General features: G+C 45.6%; 22 protein-coding genes. 17 read left to right on the top strand and 5 right to left on the bottom strand.

What is annotated here, in order from left to right; translation table 11 throughout:
* Positions 1 to 603 precede the first annotated feature (603 nt).
* From tsaE to tsaD, 4 genes are read left to right on the top strand one after another with little or no spacing between them, the layout of a single operon-like run.
* Complete coding sequence (gene tsaE, locus ACKA06_RS18640) at positions 604 to 1,059, top strand: tRNA (adenosine(37)-N6)-threonylcarbamoyltransferase complex ATPase subunit type 1 TsaE (RefSeq protein WP_411160360.1); 456 nt, start codon at positions 604 to 606, stop codon at positions 1,057 to 1,059.
* Positions 1,056 to 1,787, top strand: coding sequence for a tRNA (adenosine(37)-N6)-threonylcarbamoyltransferase complex dimerization subunit type 1 TsaB (gene tsaB, locus ACKA06_RS18645; protein WP_411160361.1), 732 nt, complete (start codon positions 1,056 to 1,058; stop codon positions 1,785 to 1,787). The genes tsaE and tsaB overlap by 4 nt, the downstream gene beginning before the upstream one ends.
* Positions 1,762 to 2,199 carry a ribosomal protein S18-alanine N-acetyltransferase gene (gene rimI, locus ACKA06_RS18650; protein ID WP_232354014.1) on the top strand — a complete coding sequence of 146 codons (438 nt, stop codon included), beginning with the start codon at positions 1,762 to 1,764 and terminating at the stop codon, positions 2,197 to 2,199. The genes tsaB and rimI overlap by 26 nt, the downstream gene beginning before the upstream one ends.
* Positions 2,196 to 3,212, top strand: a complete 1,017-nt coding sequence (tsaD, locus tag ACKA06_RS18655; RefSeq protein ID WP_064563669.1) for a tRNA (adenosine(37)-N6)-threonylcarbamoyltransferase complex transferase subunit TsaD — start codon at positions 2,196 to 2,198, stop codon at positions 3,210 to 3,212. The genes rimI and tsaD overlap by 4 nt, the downstream gene beginning before the upstream one ends.
* A 285-nt stretch (positions 3,213 to 3,497) precedes the next feature.
* On the opposite strand, the gene ACKA06_RS18660 is transcribed toward tsaD, so the two are convergent.
* Complete coding sequence (locus ACKA06_RS18660) at positions 3,498 to 5,444, bottom strand: ABC-F family ATP-binding cassette domain-containing protein (RefSeq protein WP_411160362.1); 1,947 nt, start codon at positions 5,442 to 5,444, stop codon at positions 3,498 to 3,500.
* A 224-nt stretch (positions 5,445 to 5,668) separates the two neighbouring features.
* On the opposite strand from ACKA06_RS18660, the gene ACKA06_RS18665 reads away from it, so the two are divergent.
* From ACKA06_RS18665 to tatC, 3 genes are read left to right on the top strand one after another with little or no spacing between them, the layout of a single operon-like run.
* Entirely contained in the window at positions 5,669 to 6,346 is a 678-nt protein-coding gene (locus ACKA06_RS18665; RefSeq protein ID WP_032085427.1) for a redox-sensing transcriptional repressor Rex, read from the top strand.
* Positions 6,347 to 6,400: 54 nt separating this feature from the next.
* Entirely contained in the window at positions 6,401 to 6,568 is a 168-nt protein-coding gene (locus tag ACKA06_RS18670; RefSeq protein WP_032085426.1) for a twin-arginine translocase TatA/TatE family subunit, read from the top strand.
* An 18-nt stretch (positions 6,569 to 6,586) separates the two neighbouring features.
* Complete coding sequence (gene tatC / locus ACKA06_RS18675; RefSeq protein WP_058300044.1) at positions 6,587 to 7,360, top strand: twin-arginine translocase subunit TatC; 774 nt, start codon at positions 6,587 to 6,589, stop codon at positions 7,358 to 7,360.
* Between the two features lie 19 nt (positions 7,361 to 7,379).
* Here tatC and ACKA06_RS18680 read toward each other — a convergent pair whose 3' ends face one another.
* Positions 7,380 to 7,586: a YdiK family protein gene (locus ACKA06_RS18680; RefSeq protein WP_032085424.1), complete on the bottom strand. Its 207-nt coding sequence runs from the start codon at positions 7,584 to 7,586 to the stop codon at positions 7,380 to 7,382.
* Positions 7,583 to 8,326 carry a CPBP family intramembrane glutamic endopeptidase gene (locus ACKA06_RS18685; RefSeq protein WP_032085423.1) on the bottom strand — a complete coding sequence of 248 codons (744 nt, stop codon included), beginning with the start codon at positions 8,324 to 8,326 and terminating at the stop codon, positions 7,583 to 7,585. The genes ACKA06_RS18680 and ACKA06_RS18685 overlap by 4 nt, the downstream gene beginning before the upstream one ends.
* Before the next feature lie 679 nt (positions 8,327 to 9,005).
* Between ACKA06_RS18685 and groES the strand changes: the two genes are divergently transcribed.
* Together groES and groL are read left to right on the top strand one after the other, a co-directional pair.
* Positions 9,006 to 9,293, top strand: a complete 288-nt coding sequence (groES, locus tag ACKA06_RS18690) for a co-chaperone GroES (protein ID WP_032085422.1) — start codon at positions 9,006 to 9,008, stop codon at positions 9,291 to 9,293.
* 54 nt (positions 9,294 to 9,347) lie between these two features.
* Positions 9,348 to 10,979 (top strand): chaperonin GroEL, encoded by a 1,632-nt coding sequence (gene groL, locus ACKA06_RS18695; RefSeq protein WP_032085421.1) that lies wholly within the window; start codon positions 9,348 to 9,350, stop codon positions 10,977 to 10,979.
* Positions 10,980 to 11,448: 469 nt separating this feature from the next.
* On the opposite strand, the gene ACKA06_RS18700 is transcribed toward groL, so the two are convergent.
* Entirely contained in the window at positions 11,449 to 11,874 is a 426-nt protein-coding gene (locus tag ACKA06_RS18700) for a MarR family winged helix-turn-helix transcriptional regulator (protein WP_058300045.1), read from the bottom strand.
* Positions 11,875 to 12,035: 161 nt separating this feature from the next.
* Between ACKA06_RS18700 and ACKA06_RS18705 the strand changes: the two genes are divergently transcribed.
* The 3 genes from ACKA06_RS18705 to ACKA06_RS18715 all read left to right on the top strand — a co-directional run bounded on the left by ACKA06_RS18705 (position 12,036) and on the right by ACKA06_RS18715 (position 16,271).
* A complete protein-coding gene (locus ACKA06_RS18705; protein WP_411160363.1) occupies positions 12,036 to 13,280 on the top strand; it encodes an MFS transporter in 1,245 nt (414 codons plus the stop codon).
* A 334-nt stretch (positions 13,281 to 13,614) separates the two neighbouring features.
* Positions 13,615 to 15,312: a transglutaminase domain-containing protein gene (locus ACKA06_RS18710; protein ID WP_411160364.1), complete on the top strand. Its 1,698-nt coding sequence runs from the start codon at positions 13,615 to 13,617 to the stop codon at positions 15,310 to 15,312.
* Between the two features lie 17 nt (positions 15,313 to 15,329).
* Complete coding sequence (locus tag ACKA06_RS18715) at positions 15,330 to 16,271, top strand: nucleoside hydrolase (RefSeq protein ID WP_411160365.1); 942 nt, start codon at positions 15,330 to 15,332, stop codon at positions 16,269 to 16,271.
* A 43-nt stretch (positions 16,272 to 16,314) separates the two neighbouring features.
* Here ACKA06_RS18715 and ACKA06_RS18720 read toward each other — a convergent pair whose 3' ends face one another.
* The gene (locus ACKA06_RS18720; RefSeq protein ID WP_411160366.1) at positions 16,315 to 17,499 is read right to left on the bottom strand and encodes a glycoside hydrolase domain-containing protein; all 1,185 of its coding nucleotides are present in this window, start codon (positions 17,497 to 17,499) and stop codon (positions 16,315 to 16,317) included.
* A 148-nt stretch (positions 17,500 to 17,647) separates the two neighbouring features.
* Between ACKA06_RS18720 and ACKA06_RS18725 the strand changes: the two genes are divergently transcribed.
* The 5 genes from ACKA06_RS18725 to ACKA06_RS18745 all read left to right on the top strand — a co-directional run bounded on the left by ACKA06_RS18725 (position 17,648) and on the right by ACKA06_RS18745 (position 23,416).
* Positions 17,648 to 18,856: an alanyl-tRNA editing protein gene (locus ACKA06_RS18725; RefSeq protein ID WP_411160367.1), complete on the top strand. Its 1,209-nt coding sequence runs from the start codon at positions 17,648 to 17,650 to the stop codon at positions 18,854 to 18,856.
* A 517-nt stretch (positions 18,857 to 19,373) separates the two neighbouring features.
* Positions 19,374 to 20,693: a VWA domain-containing protein gene (locus ACKA06_RS18730; protein ID WP_411160368.1), complete on the top strand. Its 1,320-nt coding sequence runs from the start codon at positions 19,374 to 19,376 to the stop codon at positions 20,691 to 20,693.
* A gap of 18 nt (positions 20,694 to 20,711) precedes the next feature.
* Complete coding sequence (locus ACKA06_RS18735; RefSeq protein ID WP_411160369.1) at positions 20,712 to 21,407, top strand: hypothetical protein; 696 nt, start codon at positions 20,712 to 20,714, stop codon at positions 21,405 to 21,407.
* 15 nt (positions 21,408 to 21,422) lie between these two features.
* Positions 21,423 to 22,211, top strand: coding sequence for an SAF domain-containing protein (locus tag ACKA06_RS18740; RefSeq protein ID WP_411160370.1), 789 nt, complete (start codon positions 21,423 to 21,425; stop codon positions 22,209 to 22,211).
* A 77-nt stretch (positions 22,212 to 22,288) separates the two neighbouring features.
* Positions 22,289 to 23,416: an AAA family ATPase gene (locus tag ACKA06_RS18745; RefSeq protein WP_411160371.1), complete on the top strand. Its 1,128-nt coding sequence runs from the start codon at positions 22,289 to 22,291 to the stop codon at positions 23,414 to 23,416.

Genomic DNA, 23,416 nt, shown 5'->3' on the forward strand with positions numbered 1-23,416 from the left:
TCTGGTAGTTCAGTTGGTTAGAATGCCTGCCTGTCACGCAGGAGGTCGCGGGTTCGAGTCCCGTCCAGACCGCCATTACTTTACACGTAAACGAAACTTTTGTTTCGTTTTTTTATTTTTCTTTATTCTTTATATTGATCACTGGAATGGAAGAGTGTCCGTGGTATGATGAAGGGATTTCTATCTTTTGAATTTTATTTAGAATCATTATTAAAAGATCATAAAATTGTAAAACGGATCATATATTTTCAGAATGGATCATAAATCCTGAATTAGGATCATAAATCTCTGGAATGGATCATAAATCTGGAAAACGGATCATAAATCCCCAAACAAAGCATCACGGGGTGCTTCTGGCCACTTAATTACAGCCGTGAAAAGGAACTTTACGGGACTAGCTGCCGATTTTGTATGAATTATTTAAAAAATACCACTAAGAGTGCTGCAAAAACTTCAAAAAGCCTTTTTCTTCCCTTAAATATGGACAACCATTCTCATACACTTTACTCAAATACCCCAAAAAGGGTAAACTACATATATACATTATCCCTTAGGTGCTGTCCTAAGGTTTTTTTATACTCTACTTAAGTTGAGGAGATAGATATGGACCAGTATGAAATGATGACGGAGAATCCCGAGGAGACGGGGGCATTTGCAGAGAGACTGGCACAATACCTTCAGCCTGGAGATGTGATAACATTGGAAGGTGATCTTGGTGCCGGGAAGACGACTTTCACGAAGGGGCTTGCGAAAGGGCTTGGAGTGAAAAGGACGGTGAACAGCCCTACGTTTACCATTATTAAAGAATATAAGGGGCGTCTGCCTTTTTATCATATGGATGTGTACCGCCTGGATGATTCCTTTGAAGACTTGGGGTTTGATGAGTATTTTGAAGGTGAGGGAGTGACGGTCGTCGAATGGGCTCATTTGATTAAAGACCAGCTGCCGGGTGAATTGTTGAACCTGTCGATTTACAGGGAAGGCGACACGACCAGGAGAATTGTGTTAAAGCCTTACGGGCAAAGGTATTATGAGTTATGTAAGGAGATTGTTTCATGAAGATATTGTCGATCGATACCTCGAACTATCCTCTTGGGGTTGCGTTAATTGATGAAGAAAAAGTGATTGGTGAGTATATCACCAATTTTAAGAGAAATCATTCTGTAAGGGCCATGCCTGCCGTTGAGCAGCTTTTGAAAGAGTGTGAGACGGAACCGAAAGAGCTGACGAAGATTGTGGTGGCGAATGGACCCGGTTCGTATACTGGGGTCCGAATAGGGGTCACGATGGCAAAGACACTTGCCTGGTCGCTGAATATACCGCTGGTCCCAGTATCCAGTCTGGCGGTGCTCGCTTCTTCCGGCCGCCATTTTAATGGGTATATTTCACCTATCTTTGACGCAAGAAGAGGGCAGGTATATACAGGGTTGTATAAGTTTGAAGGAGATACGATCCAGCAGATTGAAGAAGACCGGAATCTCTTGCTCGCTGACTGGGTGGAAAAGCTGAAAGAGTATGACGGGGAGATTTTATTTGTCGGAAACGATGTCGGCATTCATGAGGCTGTTATAAAAGAAGTGCTGGGAGATCAGGCGAGGATCGCTCCTTTCGTGAGCCATAATCCACGTCCTTCAGAGCTTGCTTTTATAGGTGCGCAAATGGAAGAAAAGACGGCTCATGAAGTCGTTCCTAATTATATCCGTCTGGCTGAGGCTGAAGTGAAATGGTTAGAGGCACAAAAGAAAAAGGATCGTTCAGGATATGGAAATTCGATTTATGACGGTTGATGATTTGGATGCAGTGATGGAAATCGAGCATCGTTCGTTCAGTATTCCGTGGACCCGTGAGGCCTTTTACAACGAAATAGAACAAAATCACCTGTCTACATATCTCGTCGTGGAGGACGGGGAGTGTATAGCCGGTTACTGCGGAGTCTGGCTTGTTGTGGATGAGGCGCATATCACGAATGTCGCGGTCCTGCCTGATTACAGGGGGAAAGGACTTGGTGAAGCGCTCATGAAGAGGATCATGGAGATTGCCAAACAGGTCGGAGCCCGAGTGATGACACTTGAAGTCAGGGTGAGCAACGAGGCAGCGAAGGGGTTATATCGAAAGATGGGTTTTCAAGACGGCGGTATCCGGAAACGGTATTATTCAGATAATCAAGAAGATGCTTTAGTGATGTGGGTGAATCTATGAAAAAAGATACGTATGTGTTAGGAATAGAGACAAGTTGTGATGAAACAGCCGTGGCCATCATAAAAAATGGTACGGAGATCGTGGCGAATATCGTTTCGTCCCAAATAGAAAGCCATAAGCGATTCGGCGGTGTGGTGCCTGAAATCGCTTCACGTCACCATGTGGAGCAGGTGACTCTGGTGCTGGAAGAGGCACTGGAACAGTCAGAAATGACAATGGAAGAGATCGATTGCATTGCTGTCACGGAAGGACCCGGTTTAGTGGGGGCATTGCTCATCGGGGTGAATGCTGCAAAGGCTCTTGCATTTGCTCATAACAAGCCGCTGGTCGGCGTCCATCATATCGCGGGGCATATCTACGCAAACCGTTTGGTGGAAGAAATGAAGTTCCCACTGTTGTCGCTTGTCGTTTCAGGGGGACATACAGAGCTCGTGCTGATGAAGGAGCACGGTTCTTTCGAGGTCATCGGCGAAACGCGCGATGATGCGGCAGGAGAGGCTTACGATAAGGTGGCAAGAACGTTGAGCCTTCCATATCCGGGAGGTCCTCATATCGACCGTCTGGCCCATGAAGGGGAGCCGGTGCTTGACCTTCCGCGTGCATGGCTCGAAGAAGGGTCATATGATTTCAGTTTCAGCGGGTTGAAATCTGCCGTTATCAATACGCTTCATAATGCAAAGCAAAAAGGCAAGACCATTTATCCACAAGATCTTGCCGCAAGCTTCCAGGCCAGTGTAATCGATGTACTGGTTACAAAAACGGTAAGGGCTGTGAATGAGTATAAAGTGGAACAACTGCTGCTGGCAGGAGGAGTGGCTGCCAATAAAGGGCTGAGGGCTGCTTTGGAAGAAGCGTTCAAGGAACTGGATCCAGAGCTTGTCATTCCACCGTTATCCCTGTGTACAGATAATGCCGCGATGATTGCTGCCGCAGGTACTGTATTGTTTGAGCAAGGCAAAAGAGGGGATATGGCGATGAACGCCAATCCTGGTTTGGATATTGAGGATTTTTGATTTGGTAAAGCTTCGATGGGGTGCATCCACCTTGTCGGGGCTTTTTTTTAGGGAACATACGTTTTATCAACAGTCTGTGGATAATTTGTTAATAACTTGGGATAAGATGTGAACACCTTGTGAAAAAGATATGGGTAATTCAATGTAGAATTGTGTATAACTGTGGATTTATCTGTGGATAATGTGGAAAACTTCTAAGAACAACGTTTCGTCAACATTCGACATGTGGATATCCATGTGGAATAAAGAAGGTTTGAGTGATGTGAATTCACTCAAACCTGTGGATTACTGTTCTTCTTGGAGAAGTTCCTCGAGTTCAGTCCATTCTTCAAGGAGCTCATCGAGTTCCTCCTTGGAAGAGTTCAACTTGTCGTTGATCTCCTGGACTTTTTCGTGGTCCTGGAAGATGACGGGGTCACACAGCAATTCTTCTTGTTCTGCAATGACTGTTTCAAGTTCTTCCATCCGTGTCTCGATTTCCTCGACTCTTCTACGGCGCTGACGTTCGAGTTTCTTAGCCTCTTTGTCAATTTTATGATTTTGCTTTTGCTGGGTGGCCGCACCAGGTGCAGGCTGCCCTTTTTCTATTTGTTCCAGAGCCGCAAGTTCTTCCTGTTCCTGGAGCTTCTCTACATAATAGTTATAATCGCCGAGGTACTCGGTGGAACCATTTTTCGAGAGTTCAAGCACTTTGGTGGCGATCCGGTTGATGAAGTAACGGTCATGTGAAACAAAAAGAATCGTTCCGGGATAACCGATCAGGGCATTTTCAAGTACTTCTTTGCTGTCGAGATCCAGGTGGTTCGTCGGCTCATCAAGGATGAGGACATTGCCTTTTTCCATCATCAGTTTTGAAAGTGCTAATCTTGCTTTTTCGCCTCCGCTCAAAGTCGAGACAGGTTTCAGCACATCTTCCCCTGAAAACAGGAAGTTTCCGAGTACAGTCCGGATTTCCTTCTCGTTTTTCATCGGATATTCATCCCAAAGTTCATTGAGAACAGTTTTATTCGATGAAAGGTCGGCCTGCTCCTGATCGTAGTAGCTAATTGAGACGTTCGATCCGAACTTGAAGTCTCCCGCTAACGGCTTGAGTTTATCCACAAGTGTCTTCAGCAGGGTGGATTTACCGATTCCATTCGGTCCCACGAGAGCGATGCTGTCTCCTTTTTTTACGGAGAAGTCGATGTGGCTCGAGATGATGTCCTGAGCTTCGTATCCAATCGACAGGTCATTCACTTTGAGCACATCGTTTCCGCTTTGGCGATCGATATCGAATGAGAAGGTGGCAGATTTCTCATCACCGAGCGGCTTGTCCATCAAATCCATGCGCTCGAGTTTCTTTCGGCGGCTCTGAGCCATCTTGGTCGTGGAGGCACGGGCGATGTTGCGCTGGATGAAGTCTTCGAGCTTTGCGACTTCCTGCTGCTGGCGCTCATAGAGTTTGACATCTTTTTCGTATTCTTCCGCTTTCTGCTGAAGATACTTGCTGTAGTTCCCGATGTACTTCCTGCTCCGCCTGCGCGAGATTTCGTAGACCTGGTTGACGACGCTGTCCAGGAAATAACGGTCATGGGAAACGATCAGGACAGCCCCTTCATAGCTCTGAAGGTAAGTCTCCAGCCAGGAGAGGGTTTCGATATCCAGATGGTTGGTCGGCTCATCGAGGATCAGGATATCCGGCTTTGTCAGGAGCAGCTTCCCTAGTGCTAGACGGGTTTTCTGTCCTCCGCTCAGCGTGGAGATTTTAGTATCATAGTCGAAGTCGGCAAAGTTCAATCCGTGAAGGACGGATCTGATATCCGCTTCATATTGGTAGCCCCCTGATTCTTTGAAGCTGACCTGAAGCTCATCGTATTCTTTCAGAACCCGCTGATACAGCTCCTCGTTTTCATAAACGGACGGATCTGCCATTTTTGTTTCAAGAACACGGAGCTGTTTTTCCTGAGCTCGCAGATCTTCGAAGACAGTCAGCATTTCCTCCCAGATCGAAAGCTCGGATTCAAGGCCCGTATTCTGGGCGAGATAACCGATCGATACGCCTTTTGGCTTGGTGATTTCACCGTCATCATATGAAAGCTGGCCGGCGATTATTTTTAAAAGAGTGGACTTCCCGGCGCCGTTGCGGCCGACGAGTGCAACCCTGTCCCTTGTCTGTATTTCAAGTTTGATGTTCGATAAGATATTATCTGCACCAAAGTTTTTGCTAAGTTGATTCACTTGTAGTAGAATCATGACGTTTCACCTCTGTTTCATAGTGCTAGTGTACCGTATTTGTGAGGAGAACGGCAATGATACATGTCCAGGAATGACTATTAATCTTCACACATATAGGATAGAATATAGTGTATGATGGGTAGGAGAGCGTGAGAAAAAGATTAATTGTTATTTTGGAAGCGTTCACAGACTGGCGGGTGTCCAACGTAACGAGGTTTTGAATAGATGTGGGGGAATACGAAATGAATCAGGATACAACGAAAATTCCACAGGCAACGGCGAAGCGGCTGCCGCTTTATTACCGTTTCATCAAGAATTTATACTCATCGGGTAAGCAGAGGGTGTCTTCCAAGGAATTGAGTGAAGCAGTGAAGGTTGATTCTGCCACGATCCGCAGGGACTTTTCCTATTTCGGTGCATTAGGGAAAAAGGGTTATGGATATAATGTAAACTATCTTCTCTCTTTTTTCAGAAAGACGCTTGATCAGGATGCACTGACAAAGGTTGTGCTGATCGGGGTCGGGAATCTGGGTACCGCCTTTCTCAATTATAATTTTATAAAAAACAATAATACGAAGATCGAGATGGCGTTCGAAGTGGATGAGTCCAAAGTTGGGACACAGGTCGGCGATGTTCCGGTCTATCACCTGGATGACCTTGAAGAGAAGCTCGAAGATCAGAATATTGAAGTGGCGATCCTGACAGTGCCGGCTTCTTCTGCTCAGAACATCACAGACCGGCTGGTATCCTCAAAGATCAAGGGGATCCTGAACTTTACACCGGCAAGGCTGACGGTGCCGGATCATATCCGCATCCATCATATTGATTTGGCAGTGGAACTGCAGTCACTGGTATACTTTTTGAAACATTATTCAGAGGATGACACGGAAATGTCACAAGATGGAATCATATCGGAATAGCCATTTCATATGATTTACGATATGATAGAGATGTAAAAGAGGAGGTGTCTCATTATGCCAGGTCCAGGTAGCCTCGTATTAATCGCTATTGTTGCTTTACTGATTTTTGGCCCTAAGAAATTGCCGGAACTCGGAAAAGCATTCGGAAATACTTTACGTGAGTTCAAAAATGCAACAAAAGGCTTAGCAGATGATGACGATAAATCAAAAGATGCTAAGTAATAGAGTAGGATGAACGCCATGAGTCAAAGTCAGAAAGAAATGACATTGTATGAGCATATAGGAGAATTGCAAAAACGACTCATGATTGTAGTCGTTTTCTTCTTGTTGGCGGTCATCGCAGGCTTCTTCCTTGCAGGTCCGCTGATCACATATTTACAGCATGCCGATGAAGCAAAAGAGATGACCATGAATGCATTCAGGGTGACAGATCCGCTTAAAATTTACATGGAGATGATCATCTTCATCGCCGTGCTCATCACGTCGCCGGTCATCCTTTATCAGGTATGGTCATTTGTTTCACCCGGTCTTTATGAACGGGAAAGAAAGGTAACGCTCAGCTACATACCGGTGTCGGTCCTTCTATTTCTTGCAGGGTTGTCCTTTTCGTACTTCATCCTGTTTCCTTATGTGGTGAAGTTCATGATGGGACTATCTGAGAATCTCGAGATTCAGCAGGTCATCGGTATCAATGAGTACTTTCATTTCTTATTTCAAATAACGATTCCATTCGGCTTTTTATTTCAGCTGCCGGTCGTGATGCTGTTTTTGACAAGGCTTGGGATCATCACCCCTATGGTGATGGCAAAAGCAAGGAAGGTCGCTTACTTTGCGCTTTTCATCATTGCAGCCTTCATCACGCCGCCGGACATCATCTCTCACTTGATGGTGACCGTGCCTTTATTCATCCTTTATGAAATCAGCATCTGGATTTCAAAGATCGGATATAAAAAGGTACTGGAAGCGGAACAGAAGCTTGAAATCGAACAATATGAAGATATAAATAAGGATTGATCCCCGCGGGGATCAATCCTTATTTTTTATTATTGATTTGTTTCTTGATCTTGAAATGAATCATGATCATCCTGAGTCCAGACCCGAAATCAAGGGTGGCCAGAAAGACCAGCATATAAGTGAAAAATCCCCAACCATCATCTCTTACATTCTGTACTGCAAAGTATGTGAAAAGTATTCCGAGCAGGAGATAGATCACTCCAGAGAAAAGCGGTGATCTTCTCATGAAAATAATCCTCCAATAAATCCTTGAATTTGTTCTGCTTCTTTCATGATCTTCTGAATATCGTCCTTATAGATAGATTGTATCAGCACGACAGATGTATTCATCGCGACATGAGCAAAAATTGGCACGAGTATTCTCTTTGTCCTTACATATAGAAACGCAAAAGTGAATCCCATGGCCGAATACAGGATGACATGTTCCGGTTCAAAATGCGCAAGGGCAAAAATGACGGAACTGATCAATGCTGCAAAGAAGAAATGCATCTTTTCATACAGGACGCCGAAAATGATTTTCCTGAACACGATCTCCTCAAGGATCGGTCCAATCACGGCGGCAACAAGCATCGAAACGGGAACCTTTTCAATGATCCCGATAATCATCTGCGTATTTTCCGAGCCCATCTTAATGCCGAGTGCATACTCAATCTGAATCGCAATGGACTGTGCGAAGAAAGCGATGAATATCCCTGCAATCGCCCAGCCGATCGAACTGCCGGCATTGAGGGGAGCACTTCTTTCAAGCCGGGTGCTTGTTTCACTCTTCCGCAGGATGCTCCAAACGACAATCAAGGTCAGTGTAAAGCTGATCACTAGCCAGTAACCCGGTACAAGCTGCTTCACCTGGTCTGCAGGCTCGCCCATCACATCCGTCCCGATCTTATAAAGGAGCGGGACCCCGACAATACTCGAAAGCTGCATCACAATATACGCGATCAATATATATCCAAAATGTTTTTTCAACGTTACGTCTCCTTTAATCGTCATCTTGTTCAATTCTACTAATAATTGCTCGACTGTTCAAATGGTAGGGTTATTTGTTGTTAGTTGCTTTAACACGCTGTTGGTTTCCGTGCAAAACTTCGCTTTCCGCGGGCGGTTGGTGAGCCTCCTCGTCGCTAAAGCTCCTGCGGGGTCTCACCTAACTCGCTTTTCCCGCAGGAGTCTTCGTCTTGCACTCCAACCAACAGCTGATATTAGTTAAGAATAAGCTTTTGATATGTATTTAGAAGCAGTCAAGTTGGAATAAGGTAAAAAACAGAGTGGATTGGAGCGGAAGGCACTTGACTCCGACGGGATATAGAGGAAAAGTCGAGACTTTTCCAGCTCCGGCGGCTAGAGGCTCGACTTCCTCCCCGGGGAATCTTGTGCCTGCAGCGGAAAGGAACGGTCTATTTAACCTTTCATACATTGCTTGAGGATAACTCAAAGGATCAGTTTTAAAAAAGAGACAGGAATAGAAAGACAAACCCCAACATAGTATAGAGAGGTGTGAAAAAAGGAGGAAAATGACGAAAAAAATTTTAAGCAGGACTCTTGCAAAATGAAAACGAATTAATTATTATAATAATTGTGTTAGCACTCGCGACGAACGAGTGCTAATAAATAAACTATTTACATAATTTCAAGGAGGTTGTTTCACTTGTTAAAACCACTAGGTGATCGCGTCGTTATCGAGCTAGTCGAATCAGAAGAAAAAACAGCAAGCGGTATCGTTCTTCCGGACTCCGCAAAGGAAAAGCCGCAGGAAGGTAAAGTTGTTGCTGTAGGTACAGGTCGCGTTCTTGACAGCGGTGAGCGCGTTGCTCTTGAAGTGTCTGTCGGCGATCGAATCATCTTCAGTAAATATGCTGGTACAGAAGTGAAATACCAAGGCACAGAATATCTGATCCTTCGTGACAGTGACATTCTGGCTGTTGTTGGCGAATAATTAACTAACTGATAATAAAACAATACTTTAAACAATAAGAGGAGGACTTTGAATATGGCTAAGGATATTAAATTTAGCGAAGAAGCACGCCGTTCCATGCTTCGCGGGGTAGATCAATTAGCAAACGCAGTAAAAGTAACTCTTGGACCAAAAGGACGCAACGTGGTACTTGAGAAGAAATACGGTTCACCGCTTATCACAAATGACGGTGTAACAATTGCTAAAGAAATCGAACTTGAAGATGCATTCGAAAACATGGGTGCTAAACTTGTTGCTGAAGTAGCTAGCAAAACAAACGAAATTGCCGGTGACGGTACAACAACTGCAACGGTTCTTGCACAGGCAATGATCCGTGAAGGTCTTAAGAACGTAACGGCGGGAGCTAACCCTGTAGGCGTACGTAAAGGGATCGAAAAAGCGGTTCAAACTGCAGTTGAAGAATTAAAAGCTATTTCAAAACCGATCGAAGGCAAAGATTCAATCGCTCAGGTTGCTGCGATTTCAGCTGCTGACGAAGAAGTCGGTCAATTGATCGCTGAAGCAATGGAGCGCGTTGGTAACGATGGTGTCATCACGATCGAAGAATCCAAAGGGTTCACAACTGAGCTTGATGTAGTGGAAGGTATGCAATTCGACCGCGGATATGCATCTCCATACATGGTAACTGACTCTGACAAGATGGAAGCGGTTCTTGAGAATCCATACATCTTGATCACGGATAAGAAAATCGGCAACATCCAGGAAGTACTTCCTGTTCTTGAGCAAGTGGTTCAACAAGGCAAGCCATTGTTGATCGTTGCTGAGGATGTTGAAGGTGAAGCACTTGCAACACTAGTAGTAAACAAACTTCGCGGAACATTCAATGCAGTGGCTGTTAAAGCTCCTGGATTCGGTGACCGTCGTAAAGCAATGCTTGAAGACCTTGCCATCCTTACTGGCGGTGAAGTCATTACTGAAGATTTAGGTCTTGACCTTAAATCTGCAAATGTGACTCAATTGGGCCGTGCTGCTAAAGTTGTCGTAACAAAAGAAAACACAACAGTAGTAGAAGGTTCTGGAGATCCAGAAAAGATTGCAGCACGCGTGAACCAAATCCGTGCTCAACACGAAGAGTCTACTTCTGAATTCGATAAAGAAAAATTACAAGAGCGCCTTGCTAAGCTTGCAGGCGGTGTTGCAGTCGTTAAAGTCGGTGCTGCAACTGAAACTGAGCTTAAAGAGCGTAAACTACGCATCGAAGACGCATTGAACTCTACTCGCGCAGCAGTGGAAGAAGGTATCGTTTCCGGTGGTGGTACTGCCCTTGTGAACGTATACAACAAAGTCGCTTCAATCGAAGCTGACGCAGACGTTGCAACTGGTATCAACATCGTGCTTCGCGCACTTGAAGAGCCAATCCGTCAAATCGCTCACAACGCAGGACTTGAAGGTTCTATCATCGTAGAACGCCTGAAGAAAGAAGAAGTGGGTGTAGGATTCAACGCAGCGACTGGCGAATGGGTGAACATGATCGAAAAAGGTATCGTTGACCCAACAAAAGTTACTCGTTCCGCACTTCAAAACGCAGCATCCGTTGCAGCAATGTTCTTGACTACTGAAGCAGTAGTTGCAGACATTCCTGAAGAAAATGCTGGCGGCGGTATGCCTGATATGGGCGGCATGGGTGGAATGGGCGGCATGATGTAATCTGCCCCCTCAACCCTTTGATTAGCTGTCTTAAACAAGCTGCTAATCATGAAAAACTCCCATCAGTTTAGAACTGATGGGAGTTTTTTTATTGGGGAAAAATTAATTGGACAACACCGATAACAACTTATGAGTTTCGATAATAAATCGGGAAAAGGTGATGATAAGTAATTTGAATCAATAATAAGAGAATGTTTTTAAAAATGGCATTTTGAGATTTGATAATAAAATGTTGGTTTTCAATTGAATTATCGATAATAAAATTTTCATTTTCGATAATAAATCCATTCTCCCGTTCAAGCAGGATGCGTAAATTCGAAAAAACAATCAATTCACCTAAAAAAGCTTGTTTTGAAATAACGGGAGAAGTAAATAAATCTATTTACTATAGTGATTTTAGAAAATTTATTGGTTTTAACTAAAAATATTCAAATAAAATAGGGAGTCAACCAGACTCCCCTCAAACTCCTCACAATATCAACGACTCATTAAACTTCTTCAATAATTTCCCAAATGATTCGCGTTCGTCCTCGGGCCAGTCCTCGATTTTCTCGGATATCCGTTCCAGGCGGGCCTGTTTATGCTCCTTGAAGACAGTGGTCCCAAGCTCGGTGATGTCGAGTTTATAGGATCTGCCGTCCAAAGGGTCTGGTATCCGGTACAGGTAGCCTTTTTGTTCAAGGGCGCCTGCCTGTCTGCTGATCGTGGATATGTCGAGCATGAATTCCTCTGCAAGCACCTTCACTCCGGCTGCGCCTTTATTGGCAATCCTTCTTAGTAACAGATAGGCGGAGCGGTCGAGGGTACCGAGTTTTTTATGGGAAGAGAGATTGGTGGCCCGGCGGATGAGGATGGCGAGCTCCAATTCAATCATTTCTAAATGTTTTTCATTCATATAATAACCCCGCAATACAAGTTATATCTATTATGATACCACATAAAATGGATAAAGGCTGTTGACGTGCTGGAATTTAGTTGTATAATACAATTATAAACTTTCATCATACAACTAATTTGTGGGTTTAAATATATTTTATTAAGAAAAGGAGAATACGAATGTCATCTACTCAACCATCCGTACCTTCACAGCCGCCTGTATTGGATCCGGCCGATGTGGAGAAGAAAGGGATTTTGGCACAGCCGAAAGCGGTCTGGGCTGTTTTTTTTGCATGTATCATTGCGTTCATGGGACTAGGGCTCGTTGACCCGATCCTGCCGGCGATCGCGAGTCAGCTGGATGCATCCCAAAGTCAGGTCACTCTGCTTTTCACAAGTTATAATGCGGTGATGGCGGTGGCAATGCTCATTACCGGGATGCTTTCTTCAAGAATTGGAATCAAGGGGACGCTGCTTTCGGGAATCGTGATTATAGCCATATTCTCTGCACTCGGAGGTTTTTCTAACGATATCTGGACGCTGGTCGGACTCCGCGGAGGCTGGGGTCTCGGAAATGCGCTTTTCGTTGCCACTGCATTGGCTGCGATTGTGTCGCTTTCAAACAGCGGAGCCGCTAAAGCCATCATTCTGTATGAAGCGGCAATCGGACTTGGTATTTCAGTAGGTCCGCTGCTCGGGGGCTGGCTTGGCGCCATATCCTGGAGGGGGCCATTCCTTGGTGTTGCGTCACTGATGGTCATCGCGTTCATCGGTCTGACAATCTTGATGCCAAAGGCAGATCCAGCCAAAAAGCCTCAAACAAAAACAACGCTTGCCGATCCGTTCCGTGCGTTGAAGCACCGCTCGTTATTCGTGTTCGGAATCGCTGCGGCATTGTACAACTTTGGTTTCTTTACACTGCTCGCTTACGCACCATTCGTCATGGGGCTGGATGAACACGGACTTGGATACGTATTCCTTGGCTGGGGGATGCTGCTTGCCGTCACTTCCGTCTTCATGGCACCGAAACTGCAGCACTGGTTCGGGACCATCAAGTCCATGTGTGCAATGCTTACACTGTTTGCATTATTGCTGCTTGCGATGGGACTCTGGACATCTACACAATGGGTCGTCATTGTATCCGTCATACTGGCTGGAGCGTTCCTCGGAAACAACAACACATTGATCACAACCGCAGTCATGAACGCGGCACCGGTCGAACGCTCGACAGCATCGGCAGCCTACAGCTTCCTTCGCTTCATCGGAGGAGCCATTGCACCATTCACAGCAGGAAAACTTGCAGAAATCTACAACCCAAGCCTCCCATTCATAGTAGGAGCAGGATTTGTTATGCTATCGGTAGTCTTTATCCTATCTAACAAAAACCACCTAAAGCATGTGGATATTGCCGGAGCCGGGCATTAAAACAAAAAGTTAATATACTTTCCAGCAAATGATTGGAGTGGAAGGCGAAGACTCCTGCGGGAGAAGTGACTAATGTGAGACCCCGCAGGAGCGCCAGCGACGAGGAGGCTCACGGGTCACCCGCGGAAAGCGAAGTCTTCCACGGAAATCAATTGCGGCTTGAAAAGTCTCTCTTTATTCTAGAGAGGCTTTTTTATTTAGAGTCTCCAAAAAATTCCACTTGAACAGGTTTACAAAGACATCCAGAATGGTAAAAAAGCATCAGAAACCAAAATTTGTCTAAAACGTACATAAAAGAGAAGAGGTAAAACGGAGATCAATGGAGGAGAATGTGATGAAAAGAAAGAATCCCATCGTCGTCATGATGCTTTGCTTCATGGCGAGTATGATGTTCCTTTCGGCCTGCAGCAGTTCGGCTGACTCGGAAGCAAAAAAAGAAGAGAAAAAAGAAGAAGATAAATATGAAAAGCTTGTGAAAGAGAAAAACAAGGAACTTGAGCTCGAACCGCTCGAGCTGACCTCTTACAGCGAGGAAATCGGTGCCACCCTGGATGAACCTTCTCATAAGGAATTTGCTGCGAACGGGGAAGTGGTGATAAAAGGGGCTATCGAGAAGGCTTCGGGATTAAAATCGGACTACGCCTGGATCAAGGTCCGCTCAAAGGAGGAAGGCCCTGCAGGAGATCAGCTTGAATATTACACTCCCATCGAGGACGGGAAGTTTAAGCAGGCCATCCATTTCTTCAACGGTGAAGGCGAATACAGCGTGAGGGTGCAGCTCCCGAGTAAGGATCAGGAGAACTATTTTTATGATACGGCATCTTTCACTGTCCATAATGTGAATCCTGACCAGAAGCGGGATGTGACGTATACTCCGTTCGGCCGCGACGCCGGTATGGAAGTAAATGCCGATTCCAGCTATACGAAGGAAGATGAAGTGTTTGCCCTTAAGGGAAAAGCGGATGAGTTGAAAGACGGCGACACCGTCATGCTTAAGCTGAAAAAAGACAGCGAGACATGGACCCATGTCATCCCGGTTGAGGACGGGAAGTTTTCATATGATGTGCCTTTATTTTATGGAAAAGGGGTTCATGAACTGGAAGTGCTCGTCCCGGATGAGGAGCGCGAGAACTATTACCAGACTGCAACGAGCCTTCTGCTCGACAATGAATCCGACCGGACGATGAGCCCGATTGAATTCTCCAATGCGTACATGGAGCGCGGCGTTACACTGGAATCCCCGCAATACGGCGGGGGTGAATCGGACGGCAAGTACACGGTGAAAGGGACGATCGATCCGGAAGCGGAGTTCGGACCTGAAACCGACCACATTTATGTGACGACGAAGAAAGGGGAGGACGAGGCGCTGGACGTCATTCCGGTCGAGGATTTTACGTTTGATGACTCCTTCTATCTCCGTTTCGGTCCGGGTACGTATGAAGTGACGCTGAGCGTGCCGGAAATCAAGGAAGAATTCAGTGATTCGTTCAGGTTCTACGGCTTTGCAAAGTTTGAGGTGGAGTCGACCGGCGAGGATAAGCGGGATCTTCTGCCATCGAGGGGTGTGGAATCCGAAGCACCGGAGATTAAGGAGCTGGCACAGAAGCTGACGAATGGAAAAAAGAGCGAACGTGATAAAGTGAAGGCGATTTATGACTATACAGCCAAAAACGTAAGCTATGACGTGCAAAAGCTTGATAACTCGGAATTTGAGTGGGATGACAGTGCGCTCAAGACGCTCGATGAAAAGACAGGTGTGTGCCAGGATTATGCCTATCTTGCCGTCGCTCTCTTAAGGGCGAGCGATATCGAAGCGAGATTCATTGAGGGAATGGCACGCGGCGGATGGTGGCCGCAGCGTCATGCGTGGGTCGAAGCGAAAGTGGACGGAAAGTGGCTGACGCTGGATCCGACATGGGGATCGGGCTACATCAAGGATGATAAGTTTGTAGCGGATTTCAATGAGAAATATTTCGATCCTGATCCGGCTGAATTTGAAAAGACCCATACGCGCTATGGAGTAGAATATTAGAAAAGGCGGTATCTTCTATGCAGACACATACAAAACGAAAAATCATTCTTGACTGCGATCCCGGACATGATGATGCCATCGCGATCCTGCTTGCGGCAGGGCATGAAGCCATCGATCTTATCGGCATAACGACCGTGGCGGGGAATGCAGAGTTGGAGAAAACGACACTGAATGCGTTGAAGGTATGCGAAATTGCTGGGATCGACGATGTTCCGGTTCTGAAGGGGAACAGTCAGCCCCTTATCCGGAAACGGGAAACAGCGGCTGACATACACGGGGACTCCGGGATGGACGGCCCTGTCCTCCCATACCCTTTGAAGCAGGCGGGGGAGGAGCATGCGGTCGATTTCATCATCCGTACAGTGATGGAATCAGACGGTGATATTACGCTTGTACCGGTCGGTCCCTTGACCAATATTGCGATGGCTATGAGGCGTGAGCCGGCGATCCTATCGAAGATACAGGAAATCGTCATCATGGGCGGCGGGACGTTCGGAAACTGGACCCCGGCGGCTGAATTCAACATCTATGTCGACGCAGATGCTGCCAAGGTGGTATTCGAGAGCGGTGTCCCGATCACGATGATGGGGCTGGATCTCACTCACCAGGCTCTCGCGGACCGGCACGTCTGCAGCCGCATAGCAGAAATCGGCAATCCGGCAGCTGGCTTCGTCAGTGAATTACTGACCTATTTCAGGAAAACATACCTGGAGTTCTTCGGCTTTGAGCATCCGCCTGTCCATGATGTGTGCAGCGTGGCTTACTGCATCGATCCGACCGTGGTTGAAACGAAGAAGCTGAGGGTCGACATCGAGACGAAAGGCGAACTCACCTACGGGATGACGCTTGTGGATCTGCACGGTGTGACCGGCAGGGAGCCGAATGTGAATGTGGCATTGAAGCTGGATCATGAGAAGTTTTGGAATATGCTGATTGAAACACTGAAACAATATAAATGAAAAAATGCAGCCGGCCTCCAAGGTCAGCTGCATTTTTGTTTTATCAAGGCCTCCAAAGAACCTCGAGCAAGTCGCTGTCGAATAAATTTGTATCAATGTTGCATGCCATCGCGTCGATACCGTATTGCCAACCAAGGGCAAGAGAATTATCAGGGGCTTGAGGTGCATATTCCGGCGCTTCCTTCTGGGTAGTGATGCCGACACTTGGTGAAGACGTCCAGACATAGTTTTCTTTTAAAATATCCGGGTTGCCCTCCGCTGCTTGAGTGTAGGCTTTGAAAAGGGCTCTGTCCTGATCGAATATTCCATAAATGCCAGACTCATAGTTTGAAGCTGAAATCGTCTCAAACCAGCCTCTGATAAACTCTGAATCTACGGGGTACGTCGGTTCGATATCTGCGAATAAGGCGGTGCCTTCAGGTACTCCCAAGTCTCCGGCCGCCTGGATCGCAGCCTTTGCCTGCTTCACTCCGTTTTCGAATCCGGTTGCATCACTGAAGTTGTTGTAGATGGGGAGGATGGAATCCCCCTTGGAATGGATCAGCTCCACCTGTTCGGGGGACAAACCGATCGAGACCCCGTCCCTGGTTTTGAGGTAGCGGCCGAATACGGCAGGATCACCGAAGTTTTCCCGCACGCAAGCATAGAGTTCTTCGGTCGTTTCACTGGCAGAGTCGATTCCCCAAAGGAGTTCAGGCTTTCCATCCGGCTTTCCATCCCCGCCGTTGTCTCCACCCTGCCCTTCGTTACCTTTCCGGCCGTTCGTTTCATTCCCTAAATCATTCCTCACCTTTACATCCACATCGACCCCGAGATTGTTCAGGACGTTATTATCCAGCCCGTAGCTGCCGCTTCCGTTCAGATAATGTTTAAGGGAGTTGGACAGAGTGCCTTCAGCCTTTCCGTCAAACCGGTTGTCAATCGTATTGGAGAAAGACGAATCCCCGCTGCCTTCTGCCAAATTGTCGATTTCATTTTGAATATCATAATCCGTGTCACTGGTCAGGTTATTTGTAATCGTGGTTTCAACGTCGGAATTCCCGTAGATATTATTTTGTACATTGGTATGGATGGTAATGTTCGCATTTGACTGGCCATTGCCAGGAAATTTCCCTGCTTCGTTACCTGTTTGATGGTTTCCATCCCTGAGGAAAAAGATCAGCGTCCCTAAATAAAGGAGGATGAAAATAGAGGTGACGAGGGTTATCATGTTTTTGCCCAGTTTCATATTCTCACCTTTTCGTATTAGTTTTAAAAGGCCTGTTCCATTATGAGGCAATGGATTTTCCCTGTTAGTTTATGAGTGGAAGTGTAGATATGTGAGGTGTCGGAGCCGTATGTGATAAAGTAATAAAAAAGAAAGGAAAGGGATTTTTATGACAAAGAAGCTATTTTATGATGATGCATACATAACCAGATTCGAGACGGCCGTTAACAGGCAGGGGCAGGATGAAGACGGCCGCCATTTTGTCGTTTTGGAACAGACAGCGTTCTACCCGACAGGCGGGGGCCAGCCGTTTGATGAAGGGATACTCGACGGCATAACGGTGTTAGATGTTGAAGAGAAGGACGGGGAAATCAGGCATTACGTGGAAAAATCGTTTAAGGAACTCCCTGAAACAATCACGGGGGAGATTGATTGGAAGAGGCGGTTTGACCATATGCAGCAGCATGCCGGCCAGCATATTTTATCCGCAGCGTTCGCAGAAGCCCTCGGATATGAAACGGTCAGCTTCCATTTGGGGAAAGAAACCCTGACAATCGATTTGGCTGTTGAAAACATGACAGAGGAAGACGCCGGCAAGGCAGAAGCTTTGGCAAATGCGGTGATCCGGGAGGCAAGGCCAATTGAGATAAAATGGATGACGTCGGAAGAAGCAGCCGCATATCCACTGCGTAAGGCGCTTGCTGTATCCGATGATGTACGCTTGGTCATCATTCCGGACTTTGACTACAACGGCTGCGGAGGCACCCACCCGCGCTCCACTTCAGAAGTAGGAGCCATCAAGATACTGGATTGGGAAAAACACAGGGGGCATATCCGCCTTCAATTCGTATGCGGAGACCGGGTGCTCAAACAGCTTCACCGAAAGAATGACGTGCTAAAAGATCTGACCGCTGTTCTTCAATCCCCGCAGGACAATATGATAGAGGCAGCAGGCCAGCTTCTTGATAAAATCAAGGTTCAGGAAAAACAGCTCGAAGAAGTGAAGCAGGAACTCCTGAAATACGAAGCGAAGGATCTTGCAGGCGAAGCAGTGAAGCTTACCGGTGGTGCAGCCTTCATCAAAGGGGCCTACCAGGACCGTCCCATCCAGGAGCTGCAGCAGCTTGCACGCCAATTGATTGCTGCAAGGGAAGAGGCAATTGTATTCCTGGCCGTCCAAAATGACGCTAAACTGCAAATTGTAGGTGCAAAAGGGAAGCATGCGGACACAAACTTAAAAGAACTCGCTCCAAAGATCTTTGCCCTCATCAACGGCAAAGGCGGAGGAAAAGAAGACTTCATCCAGGGCGGCGGGGAACCAGTCCTCTCCCCAAAAGATTTATTGGATAAAATCGAACATCTCCTCAACGAAGAATGAACAATAAGAAAGCTCTCCGCTGACAAGCGGGGAGCTTTCTTTATGGGGTGGGGTATTTTTGTGAAACAGCATCAACAAATAATTACAAATACCTACTAAATTTAACAATTGTAATAAATCACCTAAAAATTACCACACCGGCAACTTCTTCAACAGTTGATTTTTCACTGTTAAAACTTTAGATTCAGCACTTAATGCCTATGTTTCTGCATATTTGTAATGTCCCTGCTAGTCCTAAACTAACAGACAAGATTCGACATTCCATGGGCCTCATTGACGTTAGAAGCATCCGATGATAATTAATATATAGGAAAAAATTATGAACAAAATATGACATTCAGGTTTTTAAACCTGAAATTGGTGGTAAATAAGAGTTGATTTAATTCCAAAATATTGAAGACTGTTACATTTGTATCATTTATGGGTGGGATTGACATCTTGTTCATTTGCCATTCGTATATAGGTCTAATGAAAAGGAATACATAAATATCATCCAGACCAAAGGAGAGAGAAGCATATGAGGAAATTGGCAGCACTCTTGATCAGCTGTTCCCTGATCGGCCTGGCGGGTTGTTCCGGGGAAGAAACTGCAAATAAAGACAAAAAAGAACCAGCATCCGAAGAAACAAAAAAGACAGAAGAAAAAGCTGCGGCAGACTTCCCGGAAGCCCCGTCTGAAGCAGAAGAAATCGTAAAACAGCCTTACGGGGAAAAAATGCAGGAAGTTGTCAAAAAGGTAGAAAACGGGACCGAGACAGATATCGATAAGATGGAAGATATCATGAATGATTTCCCGGCGGAAGGGCTGAGTGAAGAAGAGATCTTCAATGGACTAGTGAATTGGTTTGCACTCGATTATTCCGAACCATACGACGCTTTGAAAAATTATGACCCCGACTTCGGGGAATATGATATCGCCGCTAAAGAAGAAAAGAAAAAGAATGTGGCCATCCTGATCGATTCAAGCGGGAGCATGGCTGCAGAAGTGAGCGGCGGGCAGAGGATGGATCTTGCCAAAGAAGCAGTCAGCAAATTTGCTGCAGGCTTTCCTGACGACGCCACCATCTCCCTAAGAGTATATGGACATAAGGGAACGGGTTCTGACGCAGATAAAAAGCTCTCCTGTTCAAGCGACGAGCTTATATACGAACCGGATACATATGATCAGTCATCTTTTGATAAAGCACTGACCCAGTTTAAACCAAGCGGATGGACCCCGCTTGGATCGTCACTGAAGTCAGCTTACGAAGACCTTAAACAAAAAGCAGGTGAGGACACCGAGAACATCGTGTATGTCGTCAGTGACGGCGTAGAAACCTGCGACGGTAATCCTGTCGAAGAAGCTGGTAAACTAGCAGACTCAGATTTAAAGGCTGCGGTCAACATCATAGGGTTCGATGTCGACGATAAAGGCCAGGAGCAGCTAAAAGCTGCGGCTGAAGCCGGAAACGGTAAGTACTTCACCGTCAACAGCAAAGTTGAACTCGAGAATTCACTCCAGGAACTGCTTGACAACGCAGTGGAACAAATCGAAAGGAACTTTGATAAAGCATCCAGCGGAATCGATATCAATAACAGATCCGTAGCCCTTCAACAGCAGGTGGATGACCTTGGCAGACAATTCGATGAACTGTCCTCAGCAGAAAGAAGCATCTTTAACAAAGCGATCCTGTCCCTGCAAAAGCAGGAAAAAATCGACCGGGATACAGGAATGGCAGTCGATGACCTGGCAAAAGAAAGACTCGAAACCCTGGAGGATTTCACTGAAAAACTTGAAACTGAAGCCAGGGAGAAAGTGAAGAGTGAGAGGGAGAATTTGTTTGAGGCGATGGAATGATGAGGGGAGAGGTGAAGAATGCATATTGTAGTGGACGAATCGCTAGGATTACCTAAAAATCTATTATCAGATCTTCAAATCCGCCCCACGTCTTTAAAGAAAGATGCTTCATTGTCTGATGCCGTAGCGAAGGGGAAGAAGAGCTGGGGGCTGAAAAAGCTTCCAATAACTTACGGATCGACTGAAGAGCTTCTTGAGGAAGTACATGGGTGGGCAATGAAGGATCGCGAAGTTCTTTATATTTATGATGAACACACGATCAACGCCGATTGGGTAAAGAGATTTCAGAATTGGTTCTATCCAAACCAGCAGCTCTACCTGGTAAATGGGACTGTCCATAGAAGCCTGTCCCTCCATTTACTCTCTAACAGAAGCCGGATTCCTGCTCTGTTAGAAAAAGGGCAAATGGGATATATCATCACTTCCAATTCAAAGTATTTGGAGGAAAGGTCCTATTTGAAAATGGGAATAAAGAAGCCGAAAAAATATTACTTGATTAAAAATAGAGTAATGGAAAACAGTGCTTCTTCCATCGATGAACTGGTGGAGGAAGTCATGCGGAAACACCCTGGGGAAAGATGGGTGGTAACCTCTAATGATGATTTTCAAGCTAAAGAGATAAATGGAGAGCACTTCAAACTTGAAGAAAGTGCGCTTCCGATGAACAGCCATAATATTTATTTATATCCGCTTCAACAAGAAAATTTTGAATAATGGAGTGAACAGTCGATGATCGACTCGAAAAGGAAAGCCATCATATTTTTGTCCCTATCCTTTATATTAGCGGTAGTGGCAGCAGGAGTCATTCTTGTGCAAATCAGCCAGGCACAGGAACGACTTGGAGAAACAGTGAAAGTAGCTGCTGCTGCTGAGAATATTAAATCCTATCATGAAATTAATCTGAAAGAAGATATAACGTGGATAGAACTTCCGAAAAGCAGTGCATATGAATCTTTCATTACAGATAAAAAAGAATTAAAAAATGTTATTTCACTAGTTGATATAAGTGAGGGTGATATCCTGACAGGGACCTTGGTAAGGGAGAAAGTCAACATACCTGCCGATGAGCGAGTTGTCTGGTTAAATGCCACAGAAATTGTCCTGATTGATCAGGACGTAGTGGAAGGGGATCAGGTAGATATCATTGTTTCAAGAGAGATAGATAAGAAACTCGAAACAAAGCGGTTATTAAGTAATATACCGGTTGTTCAAATCGAAACCCCGGATGAAAAACCGGAAGACGGCCCGGCACAGAGAATAAAAATTTCATTATCTGTAGAAGAAGCTGAACAGCTGATACACTACCAGAACTTCGCTAAACAAATCAGGGTTCTTCGTGTCAACCAGGTAGCGGATGAAACAGTGGAAGCAAAGCCTGAGGAGAAAAAGGAAGCTGAGGTAAAGAAGGAAGAGAAGCCGAAGCAGCAGCCTAAAGAAACACAGACACAAGACGCGAAAAAGGATGAATCTAAAAAGCCAGCCCAGCCTGCTGAACAAAAAAAGCCAGCAGGGCAATAATCCACCTGAAATCTAATGGGTTCTGTGGCTGAACAACAACATAAGCAAAATATGTGGATCTGGAAGGATGCGACATTGTGAGTAAATTTAATGCCATACTAATAACCAAAGATCAAGAATGGAGTGAACGGTTTAAAGATCTTGAAGGAAAGCATCAATTAGATTTGACCGTCACTCCTGAGTGGAAGAAAACCATAGGAAACCAGCATCATTACCATTATTATTTCGTAGATGTGGACTCTGTTGAATATCCAAATCAACTTCAATTTACAAGCTCGAGCTATGTAATTGGTCTTTCACGAACTGCAGACTTTGACCAAACAAGGGAGTGGTTGACAGCTGGAGCGAAGGATCTTGTTATTTTTCCGAAAGAACAAAATAGATTGGAAGATTTGATCCGTGAGAGTAAGCAGCAAATTCAATTTCATAGAGAAACGGAAATCGGATATGGGAGCGGGGAAGTACATGCCTTTTACAGTGCCAAAGGGGGGAGCGGAAAAACTCTCCTGGCTGCCATGATGGGGCAGTCACTTAGTGTCCACCATGGAAAAAAGGTGCTGATAGTGGACTTGAATGCTCAGTTTGGTGCAATAGACAGCTTGTTCGGTCTACAGCCCCCCCGTTCATATTATGACCTTATACCGGTTATGGATGAAATGGAAATGAGGCACTTGCAAAACATCGCCATAGATGATGAGGAAAATGGCGTCACAATTATTACCGGTCCTTCCAACCCGGCAAGGGCCGAGGAAGTATCGGACGAATTAATTTCAAAGCTGATCAGAGTGGCAAGGTCTCACTATGACTATATCATTCTCGATTTGCCATCCACCATTAATTCGATTACGTTTACTGGCTTGAGTGAAGCCACCAGAATTCATTATGTCTTAACCCCCGACAGCCTGGGGATGAGATGCTTTAAATATGCAAATGAATTATTTGAGCGTTTTCAGCTGGGGGTTAACGGAACCCTTTCCATCGTGTTAAATCGCACGCATCCCAAGTCGGAGCTGCATAAGAAAGATATCGAGAAAATCATCGCAAAGAACATAGATGGAACGATTTCCTCCGATTTCTTTGGAATTCAGCCCTATATGAACATGGGGGTAAGCTTCTTCAAAAAGAAGAAGGATAAAGGAAGCTCTAAAACCTCAAAAGACATGAAAAAATATGTGGAAGAGACCATAAATCAGGAAATGAGGTGA

The organism is Rossellomorea oryzaecorticis, assembly GCF_045897515.1.
In the GTDB taxonomy this organism is placed as follows: Bacteria; Bacillota; Bacilli; order Bacillales; family Bacillaceae_B; genus Rossellomorea; species Rossellomorea enclensis.